This is a genomic window from Erwinia sp. INIA01 (genome assembly GCF_025947915.1).
GTDB classification, from domain to species: domain Bacteria; phylum Pseudomonadota; class Gammaproteobacteria; order Enterobacterales; family Enterobacteriaceae; genus Erwinia; species Erwinia coffeiphila.
The window spans coordinates 139,033-160,254 of sequence record NZ_JAPDNC010000011.1; the positions used below are offsets into that span (position 1 = coordinate 139,033).

The following is a 21,222-nucleotide window of genomic DNA, read 5'->3' on the forward strand; positions in this document are numbered from 1 at the left end:
CTATGCAGCTCCTGAATGGCAAGCTGGACAGCAATAGCATTGCCGAACTCGATGACGATTTCGGCAATGATGATAAGATTTCTCAGGTGATTATCCCCGCAGCCTGGTGTCTGAATGAGATGCAGCTAAAATTTATCCAATCTATAATTGAAGATGGAAAAGCCAAATAAATCAAGCCGGGTAATGAAAATTTTCATATCCGGCTTCTGCTTTTCTGCCTGATTCTAATTATCAATAGTTACTTCTGGTAAACAATTAACGTGAAATGTAATGACTATGGGAATTATTTTTCCTCATGGTAAATAGATGCTTTTTCGGTAAACGATAACGCGAGATACCGTTATCAACAAAGATGAATACAGCTCAATAATTTCACCGAGATTATCCGCAATTAGTATTTAATTCGAATTATGAATTCTTATCATAATACCGTGCCTGTTAGCATGCTGATGCAGAATAATCGCATGAATATAAATAACCTGAGTGATTAATTTGAAGCCCTGCTGACAGTGTTGGCGGGGCGTTTTACGTTTTTCAGTTTGGCATTTTGTGTTGTTATCAGAATGTTACCTCCTTTTTGTACTATCTTTAAAGTAAACCCTGCATTGAGTCCGGTTATGCGACAGGTAGAGCAAACACAATAATAAAGGAGGAGCAATGTCGAACACCCTACGTGAAATCAGCCAGGATACGCTGAACGTTGACGGCCAGACGTATCACATCTTCAGCCTGGTAAAAGCCGCCGTTAAACTGGGCGATATCGATCGTCTGCCTAAATCCATGAAGGTCCTGCTGGAGAATCTTCTGCGCTGGCAGGATGGCGACTCTGTCACCGAGGAAGATATCCAGGCCATTGCTGACTGGCTGAAGGACGCCCATGCCGATCGAGAAATTGCCTATCGGCCAGCTCGTGTTCTGATGCAGGACTTTACCGGCGTACCGGCGGTGGTGGACCTGGCCGCGATGCGTGAAGCGGTGAAGCGTCTGGGGGGCGATGTGGCGAAGGTTAACCCGCTTTCGCCCGTCGATCTGGTGATCGACCATTCTGTTACCGTCGACCGTTTTGGCGATGACGACGCTTTCGAAGAGAACGTGCAGCTGGAAATGGAGCGCAACCACGAACGCTACGTTTTCCTGCGCTGGGGGCAGAAAGCGTTCAATCGCTTTAGCGTGGTGCCACCGGGGACCGGGATATGTCACCAGGTGAATCTTGAGTATCTTGGCAAGTCCGTCTGGCATGAAGAGCAAAATGGCAGGGAGGTCGCGTTTCCCGATACGCTGGTCGGCACGGATTCCCACACCACCATGATTAACGCTCTTGGCGTGCTGGGCTGGGGTGTTGGCGGTATAGAAGCCGAAGCCGCGATGCTGGGGCAGCCCGTTTCCATGCTGATCCCGGATGTGGTCGGATTCAAGCTCACCGGCAAGTTGAAACCCGGGATCACCGCGACCGATCTGGTTCTCACCGTCACTCAGATGCTGCGTAAGCACGGCGTGGTGGGCAAGTTCGTTGAGTTCTACGGCGACGGCCTGAAGGATCTGCCGCTGGCAGACCGTGCGACGATTGCCAATATGGCACCGGAATACGGTGCAACCTGCGGCTTTTTCCCGGTTGATAGCGTAACGCTGGAGTACATGCGGTTGACCGGGCGCAGCGACCAGCAGGTGGCGCTGGTGGAAGCCTATGCTCGTGCGCAGGGGATGTGGCGGCACGCCGGTGACGAACCAGTGTTTACCAGCAGCCTGTCGCTCGACATGGGTGAAGTGGAATCAAGTCTGGCAGGTCCTAAACGCCCTCAGGACCGTGTGGCGCTGGGCGATGTGCCCGCTGCCTTCCGCGCCAGCAACGAGCTGGAAGTTAATCATGCGCAGAAAGATCATCAGGCTGTTAGCTATCGCGATGCCCGCAGTGGACAGCAGTATCAGCTGGAGGATGGGGCGGTGGTGATAGCCGCCATCACCTCCTGCACCAATACCTCGAACCCCAGCGTGCTGATGGCCGCAGGACTGCTGGCGAAAAAGGCTGCCGTGCTCGGACTGCAGCGCAAACCCTGGGTCAAAGCCTCGCTGGCGCCGGGATCGAAAGTGGTATCTGACTACCTCGCTACTGCAGGTCTGACGCCTTACCTCGATCGCCTTGGATTCAACCTGGTGGGTTACGGCTGTACGACCTGTATCGGTAACTCAGGACCGTTACCGGAAGAGATTGAAAGTGCGATCCGTCAGGGCGATCTGACCGTCGGTGCCGTGCTGTCGGGTAACCGTAACTTTGAAGGACGTATCCATCCGTATGTAAAAACCAACTGGCTGGCGTCACCGCCGCTGGTGGTGGCCTACGCGCTGTCCGGCAATATGAAATTGAACCTGCAAACCGATCCGCTCGGTGAAGATACCAGCGGCAGGCCGATTTATCTGAAGGATATCTGGCCGTCGCCGGAAGAAATAGCCGCTGCGGTGCAGATGGTGTCGACCGAAATGTTCCATAAAGAGTATGCCGAAGTGTTTGCCGGGACGCCTGAGTGGCAGCAAATTCAGGTCAGCGAGGCGGCAACCTATTCGTGGGATAACGACTCGACCTATATCCGTCTTTCACCGTTCTTTGACACGATGGCAAAAGAACCGGAGCCGGTAGAGGATATCAAAGGCGCTCGTATTCTGGCGATGCTCGGTGATTCGGTCACCACCGACCATATCTCTCCCGCGGGCAGCATCAAGGCCGAAAGTCCGGCGGGGCGTTATCTGTTGGATCGCGGTGTTGAACGCACCGACTTCAACTCCTACGGCTCGCGGCGCGGTAATCATGAAGTGATGATGCGAGGAACCTTCGCGAACATTCGCATCCGCAACGAAATGGTGCCGGGAGTGGAAGGGGGGATTACACGGCACATCCCCAGCAATGAACAACTGGCGATTTACGACGCGGCAATGCGTTACCGGGAAGAAGGCATCCCGCTGGCCATCATTGCCGGGAAAGAGTACGGTTCCGGCTCCAGCCGCGACTGGGCGGCGAAGGGGCCGCGTTTGCAGGGCGTTCGGGTAGTGATTGCCGAGTCATTTGAACGCATCCATCGTTCCAATCTGATCGGAATGGGGATTCTGCCGCTTGAGTTCCCGCAGGGCGTCACCCGGAAAACATTGAAACTCACCGGCGATGAGCTGATCGATGTTGCGGATCTCCAGCAGTTGAAACCGGGAACGACGGTAAAAGTGACGCTAACGCGATCTGACGGCAGTAAAGACGTTCTGGATACACGCTGCCGTATTGATACCGGCAACGAGCTGACCTACTACCAGAATGACGGCATTCTGCATTACGTGATCCGTAATATGCTTCGCGACTGACTGTCCGCAGTCCGCCAGACCATATCTACTGTCGGGAAAAGAAAAAAGCCGCTATCAAAAGTAGCGGCTTTTTACGTCTTCAGCAGCAATGTGCTCCGTACCCGGAATTACTTCGACAGCAGATGGCCCATCTTTTCGGCTTTGGTATCGAGGTAGTGCGCATTATTTGGATTACGGCCCACAATCAGCGGAACGCGTTCAACGATATTGATCCCCGCTTCAGTGAGAATCTCTACCTTGCGCGGGTTGTTGGTCAGCAAACGCACCTCGTCAACGCCCAGCAGTTTGAACATATCTGCACACAGGGTAAAGTCGCGCTCATCGGCGGCAAATCCCAACTGATGGTTGGCTTCTACCGTGTCATAGCCTTTGTCCTGCAACGCGTAGGCGCGAATTTTATTCAGCAGCCCAATTCCGCGTCCTTCCTGCCGGTGATAAAGCAGGATCCCGCGGCCCTGCTCGGCGATGTGCGTCAGCGCCGCTTCCAACTGGAAACCGCAATCGCAGCGCAGGCTGAACAACGCATCACCGGTAAGGCATTCGGAATGAACGCGCGCCAGTACCGGTTCGCTGTTAGAAACATCACCATAAACCAGCGCAACATGATCGTGCCCGGTTGCCAGTTCTTCAAAACCGACCATGAGGAAATCGCCCCAGGGCGTGGGCAGATTGGCTTCTGCCACCCGTTTAAGCTGCATGTGACTCTCCAGAAACTTCAGGTGTACGCTATCATCAGATGGCGCAGTGTCAGTTGCCTGACGGCTAACAATACGTGCTATTTTGCCATAACCCGCGGTGCGAAGGTTAACATGTTTGAGCTATCCAGTGATAACGCACAATTATCACCGTCGCAATCTATATGTTATTATTTTTATTACTATTGTTATATCAATCCAGAGAAATAACCGAACTTTTTAAGGAAGAAAGATGCCTGAAATTCTCAGACGAACCACGATCGGGATGCTTCTGTTGTTGACAATGCCCGTGCTGGTCGCGCTTTCCGGCTGGCAGTGGCAGCCTGGTGAAATGGGCTGGGGATATCTGATCCTGTTCTGGTTTACCGAGACGGTCACCCGTCCGTGGGGCGTTATTACCAGCGTGGTGTTGTGCGGCTGGTTCCTCTGGTGTTTACGTTTCCGCTTCAAACCGGCGATATTTTTGCTGGCCATTCTGGTCGGTACTATCCTCGTCGGCCAGTACACCAAAAGCCTGATTAAAGATCGGGTGCAGGAGCCTCGCCCATACGTCTTGTGGCTGGAAAAAGCCGAGGGTGTCAGTAATGAGTACTTTTATGAATTAAAACGCAAACAGCGCAGTCACCTGGTCGAAGAGGCGGTAGAAGATAATACGCAGCTGCCCGGCTGGCTGAAACGGCACTGGGCGTTTGAAACCGGATTTTCATTCCCTTCAGGACACACCATGTTTGCTGCCAGCTGGGCGCTGCTTGGTGTAGGATTGCTGTGGCCGCGTCGGCGCTATGCCACAATTATACTGCTGCTATGCTGGGCCTCGCTGGTGATGGGCAGCCGACTGATGCTGGGAATGCACTGGCCGCAGGATCTTATCGTATCTACGTTGTTAAGCTGGCTGTTTATTACTCTGGCAACGTGGCTCGCCCAGCGCTTCTGCGGTCCGCTGAGCGTGCTGCCGCAGGAACAGCAGGAAATCAACCAGCGAGAAAATGAGTGATGTCGATTGTAAGTCAATTTTTTGCCCCCATAACTATCAACGACTTTGCATAATGGCGTGATGGGGGCAGGGAATTAGTGCGGCGCCTGAAATCTGCGAGTATCAACACAAGCATCAGGGCGTTTTTTTTGGCATAATTCATCTGATTAACATCAGATTACGGGATGAACTGTGAAATATTTGCTGATTTTTTTAGTGGTTCTGGCGATCTTCGTCATTTCAGTCACTTTGGGTGCGCACAACGATCAGGTCGTCACCTTCAACTATCTGCTGGCGCAGGGTGAATTCCGTATCTCTACACTGCTGGCTTCGCTGTTTGCCGTGGGCTTCCTGCTGGGGTGGGCAATATGTGGTCTGTTTTGGCTACGTGTTCGCGTTGCACTGGCTAACAGCCAGCGTAAGCTTAAGCGACTGCAGCATCAGATCGGGCAGACGGATGCTGCCGGGACGGCGTCAAGAACGCCAGCCGTCAAGGAATAATCATTTATGTTGGAACTGCTGTTTCTGTTACTCCCCGTAGCCGCCGCCTACGGCTGGTATATGGGGCGCAGAAGTGCGCAACAGGATAAGCAACAGGAAGCGAGCCGCCTGTCACGCGATTACGTGGCCGGGGTGAACTTCCTGCTTTCGAATCAACAGGACAAAGCCGTCGACCTGTTTCTTGACATGCTTAAAGAAGACAGCGGTACGGTTGAGGCTCACCTGACGCTGGGCAACCTGTTCCGTTCCCGTGGTGAAGTAGACCGCGCCATCCGCATCCACCAGGCCCTGATGGAAAGTGCTTCTCTGACTTACGATCAGCGGCTGCTTGCAATCCAGCAGCTGGGGCGTGATTACATGGTGGCCGGGCTGTACGATCGTGCTGAGCAGATGTTCGGGCAACTGGTTGAAGAAACCGATTTTCGCATTGGCGCGCTCCAGCAGCTGCTGATTATTCATCAGTCCACCAGCGACTGGCCGAATGCGATCGAAGTCGCGGAGCGGCTGGTTAAGCTGGGTAAAGAGCAGAAGAAAATGGAAATCGCCCATTTCTACTGCGAACTGGCTTTGCAGGCCATGGGCAGTGACGATCTTGATCGTGCAATGAACCTGCTGAAGAAGGGCGAAGCCGCCGATCGTAACAGTGCCCGCATCTCTATTATGATGGGGCGGATTTTTATGGCGAAAGGCGATTATGCCAAAGCCGTAATGCACCTGCAGCGGGTTATTGAACAGGATCGGGAACTGGTCAGCGAGACGCTGGAAATGTTGGAAACCTGCTTCGAACACCTCAACCAGCCAAAGGCATGGAGCGATTATCTTAAGCGCTGCGTGGAGGAGAATACGGGTGCGGCCGCCGAACTCTACCTTGCCGGTATTCTGGACCGCGATGAAGGGGCTGACGTGGCGCAAACCTATATCACCCGCCAGCTACAGCGGCATCCTACCATGCGCGTATTCCACCGGCTGATGGACTTCAACCTGCAGGAAGCCGAAGACGGCAGGGCGAAAGAGAGCCTGATGGTGCTGCGCGATATGGTGGGCGAGCAAATTCGCACCAAGCCGCGCTATCGCTGCCACAAATGCGGTTTTACCGCCCATGCGCTTTACTGGCACTGCCCGTCGTGCCGCGCCTGGTCTTCGGTAAAGCCGATTCGTGGTCTGGACGGACAATAATCCCGGCATCCGCGCCGATTTATTGTCCATTTCCGTTTCGACTTAGTTACAACATACTAATTGTTTTTTTAACTGTACGATGCCAGCAGCATCCCAGTCGTAAGGCCTCGCAGGGAAGAATGGACATCCACCGCTCATCGCTAATAATTCTCAACGGGTTAACTGTGAATTTGCGCCATCCGCAGGTAAAATGCCTGCCGTTTCGGCTTTCCGTTTTCAGCCAACGGCCTGTGGTGCCCGGCTGAATTCCTGTGACTATTCTGTTTGCGCCATGCGGTGCTCCACCTAAAGAGGGTTTATTGATGCATTCACCTCAGCTTACCGGCTCACCGATTGTGGTAGCGTTAGATTATGCCGATCGCGACCTTGCACTGGCTTTTGTCGACCAGATTGAACCCGGCAGCTGCCGCCTGAAAGTAGGGAAAGAGATGTTTACCCTGTTCGGCCCGCAGCTGGTGCGTGATTTGCAGCAGCGCGGTTTCGACGTTTTCCTTGACCTCAAGTTCCATGATATTCCGAACACCACGGCACATGCGGTGGCCGCAGCGGCTGATTTGGGCGTGTGGATGGTGAATGTCCACGCCAGCGGCGGAGCGCGGATGATGAACGCAGCCCGCGAGGCGCTGGTGCCGTTCGGTAAAGACGCCCCTCTGCTGATCGCTGTCACCGTGCTGACCAGCATGGATGCGGACGACCTTCGCGGTCTGGGGATCGAGTTATCTCCTGCCGATCAGGCCGAACGCCTGGCGCGCCTGACCCATCAGTGCGGACTGGATGGTGTGGTGTGTTCAGCACAGGAAGCCAGCCGCTTTAAGCAGGTTATTGGCCAGGAATTCAAGCTAGTTACCCCGGGAATACGACCGGCTGGCAGCGATGTAGGTGATCAGCGCCGTATTATGACTCCGCAGCAGGCGGTGAAGGCGGGCGTTGATTATATGGTGATCGGGCGTCCTATTACCCAGTCGGCTAATCCGGCGGCGACGCTGCAAGACATCCTCACCTCAATCCGGGAGGCATAATGGCAGACGATAACAGCAGGCTGGTCTATTCAACCGCCAGTGGTCGCATCGACGAAGTTAAAGAGAAACCGCAGCGCCCTAAAGGTGACGGAATTGTTCGAATCCAGCGCCAGACCAGCGGCCGTAAGGGGAAGGGCGTGTGCCTGATCTCGGGGATTGATATGGACGATGCGGAGCTGGAAAAGCTGGCTGCCGAGCTGAAGAAAAAATGCGGCTGCGGCGGTGCGGTAAAAGACGGCGTGATTGAAATTCAGGGCGACAAGCGCGATTTGCTGAAAACGCTGCTGGAGGCCAAAGGCCATAAGGTTAAACTCGCCGGAGGCTGATGCCCGGCCTTTTATGCCGGACTTGCACTGACCCAGTTTCTGTCAGTGCTTAGAAGCAAAAAGCCTTGTTTAAGTAAGATGCTGTTTCCAAACCAGAGGCCGCAAAAGCGGCCTCATCTGTTTCTTGTCATCGCTGCGGCAACCAGAGATATCGCGAGCAATCTAATTTAGTCAATCTGATGCCCGATAATACCGCCGACAGCCGCGCCACCTACGGTGCCCAGTCCGCTACCGTTAGTCAGTATCGATCCGCCAATCGCACCAGCACCGGCACCGATTGCCGTGTTGCGATCGCGTTTAGACCAGTTTGAACAGGCACTGAGGGAAAGAACCAGTGTTGCCGCCAGCATCGCAGCGGTAATGCGTTTTGCAGTGTTTGTCATAGTGAGTACTCCTCAATTGCAGCGACTGATTACCCGATCAAGTATAGTGGATACCCGGATTTTCGGCCTGGAACTGTCGATTATTCCGGCGTTCCTGCTAATAGTTAGTGAGCTGACTCTCACTACAGCTTGCTATCTGTCTTAATTTTAGAAGCTACTGCTGTACTGCCCAGGTAAAAATTCCGAATATTTCCGCGGACCGGCTGCACAGAACGCCGTGGACAGCCGGAAACTGCCTTTATCCAGCTATTGTCTCCATACCCGCATTTATCGCCTGCGCCGACAATGACTCACGGATCTAATCGGAGAGTCAACGATGCTTGAACAACTGAAACAGCAGGTACTGGAAGCCAATCTCGCGCTACCGCACTACGGCCTGGTTACGTTCACCTGGGGCAACGTCAGTGCCATCGACCGCCAGCAGGGACTGGTGGTGATTAAACCTTCCGGGGTGAGCTACGAGCAGATGCAGCGTGACGATATGGTGGTGGTGGAGCTGGAAAGCGGCAGGGTGGTGGAAGGTGCTAAACGGCCATCTTCAGACACCGATACTCACCGCGCTTTGTATCTGGCCTGGCCAGATATCGGTGGAATTGTCCATACACATTCTCGCCACGCTACAATCTGGGCACAGGCCGGCCGGGACATTCCTGCCTGGGGTACGACGCATGCCGATGATTTCTACGGTGCCGTCCCCTGCACACGCAAGATGACCGATGCTGAAATCAAAGAACGATACGAGTGGGAAACCGGGCAGGTCATTATTGAAACTCTGCGCGACCGGGAAATCGACCCGCTGGCTATTCCCGCCGTACTGGTTAACTCGCATGGCCCTTTCTGCTGGGGTAAAAGCGCAGACGATGCCGTACACAGTGCCGTCGTGCTGGAAGAAGTGGCCTATATGGGCATCTTTAGTCAACAACTTGCCCCCGAGCTGCCGGTGATGCAGCAAACCCTGCTGGATAAACACTATTTGCGTAAGCACGGTGCCGGAGCCTACTACGGCCAGAAGTGATTTTTAACGTTGGGAGTTTCTTACCGTCGGCGGCCATTTTATCCGGGTGTTTATTGTCACTTTTTGTCTGAAAATTTACTAATTTGCTTTAATAATCAAACAGCCATTTAGTGTAAACATCCTGTCGATTAGGCTGGAGCTGCGTACTGAACGCATGACTAATCGAGGATAATAATATGACCGTTGTAAACCAGACTACCTGCAGACTGTTCAGTGAAGCCGGACAGATGACCCAGCTCTCCGCATACTATGAGGAGGAGCGCCGGACCATGTGGATGCTGCTGCGTGCGCAGCCGCGCCCGAGCTTCAACCACCAGCTGATAGAGGAGATCATGAATCTCAGCTATGCGGCACAGCGGTCGGGGCTGGCTATCGATTTTTGGGTTACCGGCTCACTGGTCCCCGGCATGTTTAATGCCGGAGGCGATCTCAGCTTCTTTGTGGAGTCGATCAAAAACGGCCGCCGTGAGGCCCTGCGGGCTTATGCCCGTGCCTGTGTGGACTGCATTCACGCGGCGGCAAGAGGATTTGATACCGGTGCGGTAACCATTGCGATGGTTGAGGGCAGTGCGCTGGGGGGCGGATTTGAAGCAGCGCTGGCGCATCACTTTATTCTGGCGCAGAACACCGCGCGGATGGGCTTCCCTGAAATTGCTTTTAACCTGTTCCCCGGGATGGGCGGCTACTCGCTGGTTGCCCGCCGGGCAGGTATGAAGCTGGCAGAAGAACTGATTTGCGAAGGTGAATCACACACCGCAGAGTGGTTTGAAACGCGCGGGCTGGTTGACCGTCTGTTCCAGCCGGACGAGGCTTACCACAGTACGCGTACCTTTATTGATACGCTGCGGCCGAAGCTGAACGGCGTGCGGGCAATGCTGAAAGCACGCCAGCGCGTGCTTCAGCTGACCCGCGCCGAACTGATGGACATCACGGAAGACTGGGTTGATTTCGCCTTCAGCCTGGAACCTAAGGATATTGCCTATATGGAACGTCTGGTTAACTTACAAAATCGTCACAGTGCTCAAACCTTGCTGAAAGCGGGTTAAGTGCGTTTATCAACCATAATCAGGCTTTAACAAGGTAGTGCGCAAGCCAGTGCTCAAGTTCATCAACGGGCATTGGCTTCGCGTACAGATAGCCCTGGCGCACGTCAACGCCGCAGGCCAGTGCGAACGCCTCTTCTTCCTCGGTTTCAATTCCTTCGGCAATCACCTGCAAATCCAGCGCCCGGGCAACGGCAACAATGGCCCGTACCAGCGATTGCGAAACGGCTTTTTCGTCGACGTTACGAATAAAGCTCTGATCGAGTTTAATGGCATCAATCGGCACGCGCGCCAGCTGCGACAGCGAAGAATAGCCGGTGCCGAAGTCATCAAGATGCACCGATGCACCTAACTGCTGGAATTCGCCCATCAGCACCAGTGCCTGGCTTTCATTTTCCATCAGGCAACTTTCGGTCAGTTCGATATCAATCGGACAGCTTTCCAGCCCGGCTTCATCCAGCGCCAGCTTGAGGTCGGTATAAATACTCTGATCGATGAGCTGCCGTGCGGAAACGTTGACCGCCACACGCAGGAAAATGCCGCGTTTGCGCCATTCCAGGATCTGTTCCAGCACGGTCAGCATCACCCAGCGGCCCAGCGGAACAATTAACCCCGATTCCTCGGCGTAGGAGATAAAACGATCGGGGCGAAGCAGGCCGCGTTCCGGAGATAGCCAACGGACCAGCGCCTCAACGCTGCTGACGGTGCCGTCAACGTCCAGTTTTGGCTGATAGTGAATGACTAACTGGCTCAGCTCCAGCGCCTTGCGCAGGTTCGTGTCCAGCCAGAGGTATTCAAACACCCGCTGGTTCATTTCGGTAGAGAATACGCTGAACTGGCCGCGACCGTTTTCTTTCGCTGTATACATCGCCGTGTCGGCGTTGCGGATCAGGCTGTCGCGATCCTCGCCGTGCTGTGGGGCAATGGCGATACCGATTGAACAGCCGGAATACACCTCAATCAGACCGATGCGGAAGGTCTGCTTAAGCCGGTCGATAATGCGGGAGGCCATCGCTTCCAGAGCGGCCTGAGACGTATCTTCTGCCAGCACGATAAACTCATCACCGCCGAGGCGTGCCAGCGTTTGATTTTTCTCCAGGCAGCTCAGGATCGCCAGCGACACGGCCTGCAACAGCTGATCGCCAAACATATGTCCGTAAGCATCGTTAACTTTTTTGAAGTTATCCAGATCCAGATAAACAACGCCGACCTGCTCGGTGTCGCGGGTTTCCAGTACCTCGGCGATGCGATCATTAATTGCGGCGCGGTTGGGCAGACCGGTAATCGTATCGGTATTAGCCAGCACTCTCAGCCGTTCCTGAGCGCGGCGCTCTTCAGTAATATCCGTGCCCGAACAGATCAGATAAATTTCATTTTTACCGCTGCCGCTGTGAACAAATTTATTGCGGAACAGGAACAGACGCTGTCCCATCTTCGTTTTGATCCAGCGTTCAACTTCATACGAACTGCCTTCACGGAAGAAGGTGCTGATATTGCGACGGGAGGAGGCCGCTTCCTGTCGAGTCATAAACAGCTGGTACACATTGCGACCAATCACTTCCTGCTCTTTCAGGCCGGTATACTCTTCGCTCAGGCGGTTAAAGCGCTGAATATTACCGTGCTGATCGAGGATAACGATCACCGAGTTGGCTTCCGAAACCACCTGCTCGGCAAAAGAAAGTCCTAAGGCTAAGTCACGCGCAACTGCGGAGGTATCTCCCCAGGCTGAAGCGGTACCTGCCCAGTCAGTCAGGCTGGTTTTACGGCCAACCAGATGCATTGAGATCGGGGTGCCGTACAGCGACAGCGTGAGGTTAATACTGGACGTGACCACCGTCATCTCGCGGACCATTCTGGCCTGTGCGGTATTCAGCGGTACGGCGATATTGGTTTCGCCATTCTCTTCCTGAGCGAAGTGCAGCGCATCGCTGTCGGAGCGTAAATGCCAATAAGGGCTACTGGTGCCAAACCAGGCGTATAGCAGCGTTTGCCCCTGTTCATCGGTCATTTATTCTTTCTCCTTCGTGATGCAGTGCAGATGGTATCTTCTTATTTTAGCAACAGTATTAGCCGGTTGCAGAATCCCGAGACACAATAGCAATTAATCCAGACTGATTAAATCAGGATAAATAAAAAATCTCCCCGACCGTCCGATCGGGGAGACTCATTAGTAACAATAACGCAATTGTTGGATTGTGTAACATGCCCTCAGAAAAATAATGCATCAAGTGCCGGGCATGGACAGCGTGTTAGTAGCTAAAGTCAGAGGCGATTCACCGTACTTTGTGCCGTTTCACCACGCAGAACAATCTCGCTTTCGTGCGTGGTTGGCTGGCTGCTTTGCAGAGCGCGGCGGATCACGAAGAAAGACGAAATCAACATAGTGACAGCAACCAGCATAAAGAAGCCGCATAGCGCTGCGTTAATCTGGTTACTCATTACGATGGTCTGCATATCCGCGATGCTTTTTGCCGGGGCAATCACCACGCCCTGATCGATACCGGCGGAGAATTTCTTCGCCTGGGCGAGGAAACCAATCGACGGTTTTTCGTGGAAGATTTTCTGCCATCCGGCCGTCATTGAGGTAACGAATAGCCAGGCAGTCGGCAAAATAGTCACCCAGGCGTAGCGCTGTTTTTTCATCTTAAACAGCACTACTGTACCCAGAATCAGCGCCATTGAAGCCAGCATCTGGTTGCCGATGCCGAACAGCGGCCACAGGGTATTAATCCCGCCCAATGGATCGATAACGCCCTGGTAGACGAAGAAGCCCCAGCCGGAAACGGCCACCGCTGTCCCGATAATATTGCCGAACCAGGAACGGTTATTCGCCAGCGCCGGGATAGCGGTACCCGCCAGATCCTGCACCATAAACCGGCAGGCACGAGTACCGGCATCAACCGCCGTCAGGATAAACAGCGCCTCAAAGAGAATGGCAAAGTGATACCAGAAGGCCATCATCGCCCGACTGTTAAATACCTCGGTGATGATATGCGCCATGCCAACGGCAAAGGTCGGAGCGCCACCTGCGCGGGAAAGAATCGAGGTTTCCCCTACGTCGCGGGCAATCGCGGTCAGCACCTCCGGCGTGATGACAAAGCCCCAGCCGTTAATCGCCTGCGCGGCGCTTTCTACCGTGGTGCCAATCAGCGCCGCCGGGGCATTCATCGCAAAATAGATACCCGGGTCCAGCACCGAGGCGCAGATCAGCGCCATAATGGCGACGAAAGACTCCATCAGCATCGCGCCGTAGCCGAGCATACGGATATGGCTTTCGCGCTCCACCAGTTTCGGCGTTGTGCCACTCGAAACCAGCGCGTGGAAGCCTGAAATTGCGCCACAGGCAATGGTAATAAACAGGAACGGGAACAGTCCGCCGGAGAACACCGGCCCGCTGCCGTCAATAAAACGCGTCACCGCAGGCATTTTCATTTCCGGCATGGCAAAGACAATGCCCACCGCCAGACCGACGATCACCCCGATTTTCAGGAAAGTAGACAGATAATCGCGCGGTGCCAACAGCAACCACACCGGCAAAACTGAAGCCACGAAGCCGTAGATCACCAGCACCAGCGTCAGGGTGGTGCCTTTCAGGGTAAAGAACGGCCCCCAGAAAGGATGCAGGGCGATATCACCGCCGTAAATAATCGCGGCCATCATCAGCACGAAGCCGATCAGCGACACCTCGGCGATATGGCCGGGGCGGATAAAGCGCATGTACACACCCATGAACAGGGCAATCGGCAGGGTGGCGGCGATGGAGAACATGCCCCACGGACTGTTGGTTAGCGCTTTCACTACCACCAGCGCCAGCGCGGAAAGAATAATAATCATCACGCCAAGCGCACCGAGCATGGTGATCACCCCGGCAAATGCGCCCAGTTCCTGGCGGGCCATTTCCCCCAGTGAGCGTCCGTCGCGGCGTGTGGAGATAAACAGAATCAGGAAGTCCTGTACTGCACCGGCCAGCATTACGCCAATCAGGATCCACAGTGTTCCGGGCAAGAAGCCCATCTGGGCGGCAAGGATCGGACCGACCAGCGGCCCTGCACCGGCGATAGCGGCAAAGTGATGCCCGAAGAGCACCCATTTGTTGGTGGGAACGTAGTCCAGACCGTCATTTTTACGCTCGGCGGGCGTCATACGCCGATCGTCCAGCTCAAAAATATTGCGGGTAATAAACAGACTGTAGAATCGATAAGCAATGCTGTAGCAGGCAACGGCGGCCACCACCAGCCACAGTGCGTTAACCGGTTCGCCTCGGTTCAATGCCAGCATCGCAAACGCGCAGGCACCAACGATGGCCACGGCAATCCAGATCAAACTTGCCTTGACGTTTTTCATCACATTACTCCTTGTAAGAACCGCAAAGGGGAGAAGGAATCAGCAAGTTAAAAATAGTGTAATGAAATGTAATAGGAAGGTAATCAGTCAGGAAGTGTGAACTGTCGGGGATTTTTTACGCAGGGAAGTAGAGAGAAATAATGCGGGATAACCTGAGTCGTTATCCCGCATTGAGTTTTATGCTGCCGGGCGAGCCACCACGCTGCGGGTTTCCATGCGCACTTCGGCGATGGTGACCTCAATAACGTCGGTAACGCGATAAGCTACTTCGCCTTTGATCATCACGGAGCCGTTTTCATTGCTGCACACCAGCTCGTCACGCACCGCGTGAATAAACGGAGCCGGGATAAAAGCGACCGCGCCGTTGTCCAGCAGTCGAACGCGCATGCCGCCACGCGAGACGTCGATAATCTCGGCGCTGAAGCGCTGGTCGGTTCCCACCGCTTTTTGCAGGAAACGCGAGTAGAGCCAGTCGCCAACATCGCGTTCTGCCATGCGGTTCTGGCGGCGGCGTTCGGCCATTTTCACCGTCAGCTCATCAGCAGGGCGTTCAGCCGCTTCACCTTTAATAATCGCTTTCAGCAGGCGATGGTTGATCATATCGCCGAACTTACGGATTGGCGAAGTCCAGGTTGCGTATGCCTCAAGGCCCAGGCCGAAGTGCGGGCCGGGTTCAATGCTGACTTCGGCAAACGACTGGAAGCGGCGAATACGGCTGTCGAGGAACTGGGTAGGCTGAGCATCCAGCTCACGACGCAGCTCGCGGAAGCCTTCCAGTGTGGCAATCGCCGCAGGGTCGGCGGTAATGCCGTGGTTGGCCAGCACCGCAGCGGCCTGCTCGGCGTTAACCAGGTCGAAGCCTAAATGCACGTTGTAGACGCCGAAGCCCAAATTATCGCGCAGCACGGTCGCAGCACAGATATTGGCCAGAATCATGGATTCTTCAACGATGCGGTTAGCGATGCGGCGATGTTCAGCGATGATATCCAGCACTTCGCCTTTTTCACCCAGCAGGAAGCGGAAGTCAGGGCGATCTTTGAACACCAGCGCATGGCTCTGACGCCATTCGCTGCGTGCCAGGCACAGACGATGCAGCAGACGGATCTGCTGAGCAATCGCTTCGCTATCCGGCTGCCATTCACCGGCACCGTCGTTTTCCAGCCAGTCGGAAACGTTATCGTAAGCCAGCTTGGCTTTGGATTCGATCCAGGCGGCGAAGAACTGAATGTCGCTGGCAGGCGTACCGTCTGCGGCAATTTTCACGCGGCAGGCCAGCACCGGGCGGCGTTCGTTCGGGCGCAGCGAGCAGATATCGTCCGACAGCTGGCGCGGCAGCATCGGGATATTGAAGCCCGGCAGATAGTTAGTGAACGAACGTTCGGCGGCGATTTTATCCAGCTTGCTGCCCGGCAGCACATAGGCCGTCGGATCGGCAATGGCAATGGTCAGCAGCAGTTCGCCATCGCTGGTTTCTTCCACGTACAGCGCATCGTCCATATCTTCGGTGCTGGCACTGTCGATGGTGACGAAATTCAGGGCGGTGAGATCTTCACGCTCCAGCTTTTCATCCAGCATCTCTTCCGGCGTGGCGACATCCGGCGCTTCACGCTCCAGATTGTGGCGTGACAGTGTCACCCACCACGGGGCGAGATGGTCATCACCGGTAGTGATAAATTCGGTAAGCTCGGCGTAGAAAGTGCGGTCGCCTTTCAGTGGGTGGCGGCGCATCTCGGCAACCGCCCAGTCGCCGTTCTGGAAATCATGTTTCACGCTACGATCGGCGCGACACTGGATAGCATCCTTGAGCAGAGGATGATCGGGAATAATGGACAGACGATCGTCTTTGTCCTTCCGCTGCACCCGGCCAACAAAACGGGTGAGGAACGGCTCGATCAGGGTTTCCGGATCGGCTACTTCGCGATCTTTATCGGTTTGCAATACCGCTGAAACGCGGTCACCGTGCATCACTTTTTTCATGAACGGCGGCGGAATAAAGTAGCTTTTCTGAGCATCGACTTCCAGGAAGCCAAAGCCTTTTTCCGTACCTTTTACCACACCCTCAACGCGAGGTGTCTGGGAGTGGAGTTTCTCTTTAAGCTGCGCGAGCAGCGGGTTATCCTGGAACATAATTTCAACAGTTTTCGTGGCCTAAGAGCGGCAGACAGTTTTACGCGATTAACCGCCTCGCGGCAAGTCCGGTATGAAAAGGGCGGCCATTTTCCGGCCGCCCCCGCACTTACGCAATCCGCAATTCGTGCTTGATCGGTGACAGAGAAATTTTCACCGGCACCGACTTCGAGGTTGGCGTTCCGCTGATATCACCGAAGCTGGATAATGGCACCAGCGGGTTAGTTTCCGGATAGTAGGCGGCCAGATTCCCGGCAGGAATGTTGTACGGCACCAGTTTGAAGCCATGAACTTTACGGGTAATGCCGTCGTTCCACACGGTTTCAATGTCGACATTATCACCAGCGGCAAAGCCCAGTTTTTCCATATCCTGCGCATTGATAAACAGCACCTCGCGCTGGCCGTAAACGCCACGGTAACGATCGTCCAGACCGTAAATAGTGGTGTTGTACTGATCGTGCGAACGCAGAGTTTGCAGCGTGAACGGCACCTCGTCATCCAGCTCAGGGAACAGGGAGACGGGCAGCGCCGCGTTGCTGAACTGCGCCTTCTCATGCAGGGTATTAAACCGCAGTTCCGCCGCGGCGTTACCGAGATAGAAGCCGCCCTTGATATCGCATTTCGCATTGAAATCCGCGAAGCCCGGTATGGTGGCAGCGATATGGTCGCGGATCAGATTGTAATCCGCCGCCAGACCCAGCCAGTCGACCTTCTCGTTGCCCAGCACCGCGTTGGCGATACCGGCGACAATCCAGGTTTCAGAACGCTGGGTATCGGCAATCGGCTTGCCCACGCCTTCTGAGGCATGCACCATGCTGAACGAGTCTTCCACGGTAATAAACTGTGGACCGGTAGCCTGAATATCCTGTTCGGTACGGCCCAGCGTAGGCAGGATCAGTGCGTCTACTGCACCCGGGCAGAGGTGGCTGCGGTTGAGCTTAGTACTGATCTGCACGGTCAGGCCACAGCGGCGCAGCGCTTCTTCGGTACGCGGGCTATCCGGCGCAGCGGCCGCCAGGTTACCGCCCAGGGCGATCAGTACCTTGATTTCATCGCGCAACATCGCTTCCAGCGCTTCAACGGTGTTGTGGCCGATTTCACGCGGTGGCTCGAAGCCGAAATGCTGGCCCAGACTGTCGAGGAATGCCTTAGGCGGCTTCTCGTCAATGCCCATTGTGCGGTTGCCCTGCACGTTACTGTGTCCGCGCACCGGGCAAAGGCCCGCACCCTTTTTACCCAGCTGACCAAACAGCAGCTGCAGGTTAACGATTTCACGCACCGTATCCACGGAGTGTTTGTGCTGAGTGATACCCATCGCCCAGGTACAAATCACCCGGTCGGCGCTCTGATAAATCGCCGCCGCTTCGCGGATTTGCTGCTCGCTAAGGCCGGACTGCTGGACGATCTGCGACCATTCGGTGGCATCCACTTCGGCCAGATAGGCCTCAACGCCTTCGGTTTTTGCATTGATAAACGCTTCGTCAAACAGGCCTTTTTCACCGGCGGCAACCAGCGTGCGGTGATTTTCCGCCAGTACTTTCACCATACCGCGAACGGCGGCCATATCCCCGCCCAGATTCGGCTGATAGTAAGTAGAACTGATCTGTCCGGCCATGCTGGTCACCACTTCCAGCGGTTTTTGCGGGTCGGCAAAACGCTCCAGCCCACGCTCGCGCAGGGTATTGAAGGTGACAATTTTAGCGCCGTGATCGGCGGCGTGGCGCAGGCTGTGCAGCATACGCGGATGGTTGGTACCCGGGTTCTGGCCAAAGACGAAAATCGCATCGGCATGATCGAAGTCATCAAGGCGAATCGTACCTTTACCGACACCGATACTGCGCTTCAGGCCGCTGCCGCTGGCCTCGTGGCACATATTGGAACAGTCGGGGAAGTTGTTGCTGCCATTCAGGCGGCCAAACAGCTGGTAAAGCCAGGACGCTTCATTGCTGGCGCGGCCAGAGGTGTAAAGCTCCATCTGGTGCGGATTGTCCATCGCCTTGATGTGGCGGGCGATCAGGGCAAACGCATCGTCCCAGCTAATTGGCTCGTAGCGGTCGGTCTGGCGGTTATAGCGCAGGGGCTCGGTCAGGCGACCCTGATACTCCAGGAAGTAGTCGCTTTGCTGATAGAGGGCGCTCACGCTGTACTGCGCAAAGAAGTCGGCACCAATATTGCGGCGGGTGGCTTCCCAGGTGACCGCTTTGGCCCCGTTTTCGCAGAAGCTGAAGGTACTTTTATTATCATCGCCCCAGGCACAGCCGGGGCAGTCGAAGCCTTTTGCCTTGTTCATACGCATCAGGTTGCGCATGTTTTTTAATACTTGTTTGCTGTCGAAGACAAAACGGGTGGTCGCTTCCAGGGAACCCCAACCACCGGCCGCGGCCTGGTAGGGTTTAATCGCTTCTTTAAATTTCATGATATGCAGGCTTATGTTGGAATGATGTTAAGAAGTTATGACTCCTTTTGCATAAGTGTGATAGCCAGTGTGGGAATTGTCTAATTGATTGCAGCGATGGAGCGATAGTTAGTATTTATCGCGGAATTGTTAAAACTGTGACGCTGTTCAAAAAATAGCCTGTCATTTTCCCCTGTGGTACGGCGATCCCTCCGCTGTCGTCTAATACTTAGCGTTCACCAAGCCGGGCGGGAGAGGCCAGATGAAAAAGTTTGCCAGCAGCGTTCATGCCTTTGGTAAAGCGCTGATGATGCCGATTTCGGTCATTGCCGCCGCCGGGATTTTCCTTGGCGTGGCGGCGGCAATGCAGAATCCGGCGATTACCGGTGAAGCGTTTGCCGCGATGCAGGTACCGCAGCTGATTATCGGTTTTATCCGTAAGGTTGCGGGTGCGCTGTTCGCCAACCTTCCACTGCTATTTGCCGTTGCCAGCGCGATTGGGTTGGCTAAAGCGGAAAAACCCACAGCGGCGTTTGCCGCGACGATTGGCTTTATTACGATGCACGTTGGCGTCAGCGCCACGCTGGCGGCGAAGGGGTTGACCGCTGCCACCACGACCGCCCAGGCGCTTCAGGCGCAGGGCATGGACCAGACTCAGGCGATGATGACGGCGGCGGAATATATCCAGATGCTGGGCATTTTCACCTACAATATGAGCGTGCTGGGCGGGGTGATTGCCGGGCTGCTCACTGCGGTGATCCATAACCGCTGCTACACCGTTCAGCTGCCCACGGCGATCAGCTTCTTCGGCGGGCGGCGCTTTGTGCCGATTGTCACTGTGCTGGTGCTGCCGCTGGTGGGCGTGCTGCTGGCGGCGATCTGGCCAACCATTGGACTTGGCATTGCATGGGTCGGCGAACTGATTGGTAAAAGCGGCCAGTACGGCGCATTTCTTTACGGCACCAGCGAGCGCTTGCTGATCCCGACCGGGCTGCACCACATCCTGAATGAAACCGTGCGTTTTACGCCGATTGGCGGCATTGCCACCGTTGACGGCCAGACGCTGGTGGGAGCGTTGAATATCTTTAACGCCTCGCTGACCCATCCCGGCAGCGTGCCCGATGAAACGGTGCGGGAAGCTACGCGTTTTCTTGCCCAGGGCAAAATTCCGGTAATGATGTTTGGCCTGCCCGCTGCCGCGCTGGCGATTTACCATGCGGCCCGGCCTGAACATAAGCAGCGCGTCAAGGCGCTAATGCTGGCCGCCGCGCTGACATCCTTCACCACCGGCATCACCGAGCCGCTGGAGTTCTGCTTTATTTTCGTTTCACCGGTGCTCTACATCCTGCATGCGCTGCTCAGCGGGCTGTCGTTTATGTTGATGTCGCTGTTTCATCTGATGATTGGCAATGTGCAGGGCGGGGCGATCGATCTGGTGGTGTTCGGTATCCTCGGCGGTGAAAAAACCGCCTGGTGGTGGAGCATCGCGCTGGGGCTGATTTACGTACCGGTCTATTACTACAGCTTCCGCTTTATTATTCAGCGCATGCGCGTAGAAACCCCGGGGCGTGAAACGGAAGAAGAGGACGCGACGCCGCAGGTGGAAGCCGCAGAGCGGATCAAAGTGATTATCAGCGGTCTGGGCGGTGCAGAAAATATTGAGGATGTAGACTGCTGCTTTACCCGCCTGCGCGTCCGGGTGAAAACGATGAAAGAGGTGGTGGATGCCACGCTGATGAGCACCGGGGCCAACGGCGTGAACCGCGTCAGCGATACGGATGTGCAGGTGATCTATGGCCCGCAGGTGGAGAAAATCGCCGGAGAGGTGAAGAGCGCGCTGGGCATTGCCTGAAACTCAGGCATCATTAACCGGAAAGGTTGTG

16 protein-coding genes are annotated in these 21,222 nt (G+C 55.1%); 10 read left to right on the forward strand and 6 right to left on the reverse strand.

All coding sequences use genetic code 11. The features are described 5' to 3' along the window. Positions 1–2 precede the first annotated feature (2 nt). Positions 3–170, forward strand: a complete 168-nt coding sequence (locus OMR58_RS19415) for a hypothetical protein (protein WP_264546715.1) — start codon at positions 3–5, stop codon at positions 168–170. A gap of 487 nt (positions 171–657) precedes the next feature. Then, positions 658–3,342: an aconitate hydratase AcnA gene (acnA, locus tag OMR58_RS19420; RefSeq protein WP_264546716.1), complete on the forward strand. Its 2,685-nt coding sequence runs from the start codon at positions 658–660 to the stop codon at positions 3,340–3,342. A 107-nt stretch (positions 3,343–3,449) separates the two neighbouring features. Here acnA and ribA read toward each other — a convergent pair whose 3' ends face one another. After that, a complete protein-coding gene (gene ribA / locus OMR58_RS19425; RefSeq protein ID WP_105594734.1) occupies positions 3,450–4,040 on the reverse strand; it encodes a GTP cyclohydrolase II in 591 nt (196 codons plus the stop codon). A 229-nt stretch (positions 4,041–4,269) separates the two neighbouring features. On the opposite strand from ribA, the gene pgpB reads away from it, so the two are divergent. The 5 genes from pgpB to yciH all read left to right on the forward strand — a co-directional run bounded on the left by pgpB (position 4,270) and on the right by yciH (position 8,032). Next, positions 4,270–5,031 carry a phosphatidylglycerophosphatase B gene (gene pgpB / locus OMR58_RS19430; protein ID WP_200559568.1) on the forward strand — a complete coding sequence of 254 codons (762 nt, stop codon included), beginning with the start codon at positions 4,270–4,272 and terminating at the stop codon, positions 5,029–5,031. Between the two features lie 171 nt (positions 5,032–5,202). Further along, entirely contained in the window at positions 5,203–5,511 is a 309-nt protein-coding gene (locus OMR58_RS19435; protein ID WP_105594732.1) for a LapA family protein, read from the forward strand. 6 nt (positions 5,512–5,517) lie between these two features. After that, positions 5,518–6,687, forward strand: a complete 1,170-nt coding sequence (gene lapB, locus OMR58_RS19440; RefSeq protein WP_105594731.1) for a lipopolysaccharide assembly protein LapB — start codon at positions 5,518–5,520, stop codon at positions 6,685–6,687. A gap of 302 nt (positions 6,688–6,989) precedes the next feature. After that, a complete protein-coding gene (gene pyrF, locus OMR58_RS19445; RefSeq protein ID WP_105594730.1) occupies positions 6,990–7,706 on the forward strand; it encodes an orotidine-5'-phosphate decarboxylase in 717 nt (238 codons plus the stop codon). Beyond that, positions 7,706–8,032 (forward strand): stress response translation initiation inhibitor YciH, encoded by a 327-nt coding sequence (gene yciH, locus OMR58_RS19450; RefSeq protein WP_200559564.1) that lies wholly within the window; start codon positions 7,706–7,708, stop codon positions 8,030–8,032. The genes pyrF and yciH overlap by 1 nt, the downstream gene beginning before the upstream one ends. Positions 8,033–8,199: 167 nt before the next feature. Here yciH and osmB read toward each other — a convergent pair whose 3' ends face one another. Further along, positions 8,200–8,415, reverse strand: a complete 216-nt coding sequence (gene osmB / locus OMR58_RS19455) for an osmotically-inducible lipoprotein OsmB (protein WP_200559561.1) — start codon at positions 8,413–8,415, stop codon at positions 8,200–8,202. 316 nt (positions 8,416–8,731) lie between these two features. Here osmB and araD point away from each other — a divergent pair, with 316 nt between their 5' ends. Together araD and OMR58_RS19465 are read left to right on the forward strand one after the other, a co-directional pair. Further along, a complete protein-coding gene (gene araD / locus OMR58_RS19460; protein ID WP_200543725.1) occupies positions 8,732–9,430 on the forward strand; it encodes an L-ribulose-5-phosphate 4-epimerase in 699 nt (232 codons plus the stop codon). Between the two features lie 176 nt (positions 9,431–9,606). Continuing rightward, positions 9,607–10,476 (forward strand): crotonase/enoyl-CoA hydratase family protein, encoded by an 870-nt coding sequence (locus OMR58_RS19465; protein WP_105594726.1) that lies wholly within the window; start codon positions 9,607–9,609, stop codon positions 10,474–10,476. Positions 10,477–10,495: 19 nt separating this feature from the next. On the opposite strand, the gene pdeR is transcribed toward OMR58_RS19465, so the two are convergent. The 4 genes from pdeR to OMR58_RS19485 form a co-directional block, all read right to left on the reverse strand. Then, complete coding sequence (pdeR, locus tag OMR58_RS19470) at positions 10,496–12,481, reverse strand: cyclic di-GMP phosphodiesterase (protein ID WP_264546717.1); 1,986 nt, start codon at positions 12,479–12,481, stop codon at positions 10,496–10,498. 254 nt (positions 12,482–12,735) lie between these two features. Beyond that, complete coding sequence (locus OMR58_RS19475; RefSeq protein WP_264546718.1) at positions 12,736–14,817, reverse strand: carbon starvation CstA family protein; 2,082 nt, start codon at positions 14,815–14,817, stop codon at positions 12,736–12,738. Between the two features lie 177 nt (positions 14,818–14,994). Then, a complete protein-coding gene (locus OMR58_RS19480; protein ID WP_200559544.1) occupies positions 14,995–16,944 on the reverse strand; it encodes an exoribonuclease II in 1,950 nt (649 codons plus the stop codon). Between the two features lie 109 nt (positions 16,945–17,053). Further along, positions 17,054–19,360, reverse strand: a complete 2,307-nt coding sequence (locus OMR58_RS19485; RefSeq protein WP_200559541.1) for an FdhF/YdeP family oxidoreductase — start codon at positions 19,358–19,360, stop codon at positions 17,054–17,056. Positions 19,361–19,601: 241 nt separating this feature from the next. On the opposite strand from OMR58_RS19485, the gene OMR58_RS19490 reads away from it, so the two are divergent. After that, positions 19,602–21,191, forward strand: coding sequence for a PTS transporter subunit EIIC (locus OMR58_RS19490; protein ID WP_264546719.1), 1,590 nt, complete (start codon positions 19,602–19,604; stop codon positions 21,189–21,191). Positions 21,192–21,222: the final 31 nt, after the last annotated feature.

Coding starts and splice junctions, on each gene's coding strand:
- acnA (WP_264546716.1), top strand. CDS start 658: ATGTCGAACACCCTACGTGAAATCAGCCAGGATACGCTGAACGTTGAC.
- ribA (WP_105594734.1), bottom strand. CDS start 4,040: ATGCAGCTTAAACGGGTGGCAGAAGCCAATCTGCCCACGCCCTGGGGC.
- OMR58_RS19485 (WP_200559541.1), bottom strand. CDS start 19,360: ATGAAATTTAAAGAAGCGATTAAACCCTACCAGGCCGCGGCCGGTGGT.
- pyrF (WP_105594730.1), top strand. CDS start 6,990: ATGCATTCACCTCAGCTTACCGGCTCACCGATTGTGGTAGCGTTAGAT.
- OMR58_RS19475 (WP_264546718.1), bottom strand. CDS start 14,817: ATGAAAAACGTCAAGGCAAGTTTGATCTGGATTGCCGTGGCCATCGTT.
- pdeR (WP_264546717.1), bottom strand. CDS start 12,481: ATGACCGATGAACAGGGGCAAACGCTGCTATACGCCTGGTTTGGCACC.
- lapB (WP_105594731.1), top strand. CDS start 5,518: ATGTTGGAACTGCTGTTTCTGTTACTCCCCGTAGCCGCCGCCTACGGC.
- osmB (WP_200559561.1), bottom strand. CDS start 8,415: ATGACAAACACTGCAAAACGCATTACCGCTGCGATGCTGGCGGCAACA.
- yciH (WP_200559564.1), top strand. CDS start 7,706: ATGGCAGACGATAACAGCAGGCTGGTCTATTCAACCGCCAGTGGTCGC.
- pgpB (WP_200559568.1), top strand. CDS start 4,270: ATGCCTGAAATTCTCAGACGAACCACGATCGGGATGCTTCTGTTGTTG.
- OMR58_RS19480 (WP_200559544.1), bottom strand. CDS start 16,944: ATGTTCCAGGATAACCCGCTGCTCGCGCAGCTTAAAGAGAAACTCCAC.
- OMR58_RS19490 (WP_264546719.1), top strand. CDS start 19,602: ATGAAAAAGTTTGCCAGCAGCGTTCATGCCTTTGGTAAAGCGCTGATG.
- OMR58_RS19465 (WP_105594726.1), top strand. CDS start 9,607: ATGACCGTTGTAAACCAGACTACCTGCAGACTGTTCAGTGAAGCCGGA.
- OMR58_RS19415 (WP_264546715.1), top strand. CDS start 3: ATGCAGCTCCTGAATGGCAAGCTGGACAGCAATAGCATTGCCGAACTC.
- araD (WP_200543725.1), top strand. CDS start 8,732: ATGCTTGAACAACTGAAACAGCAGGTACTGGAAGCCAATCTCGCGCTA.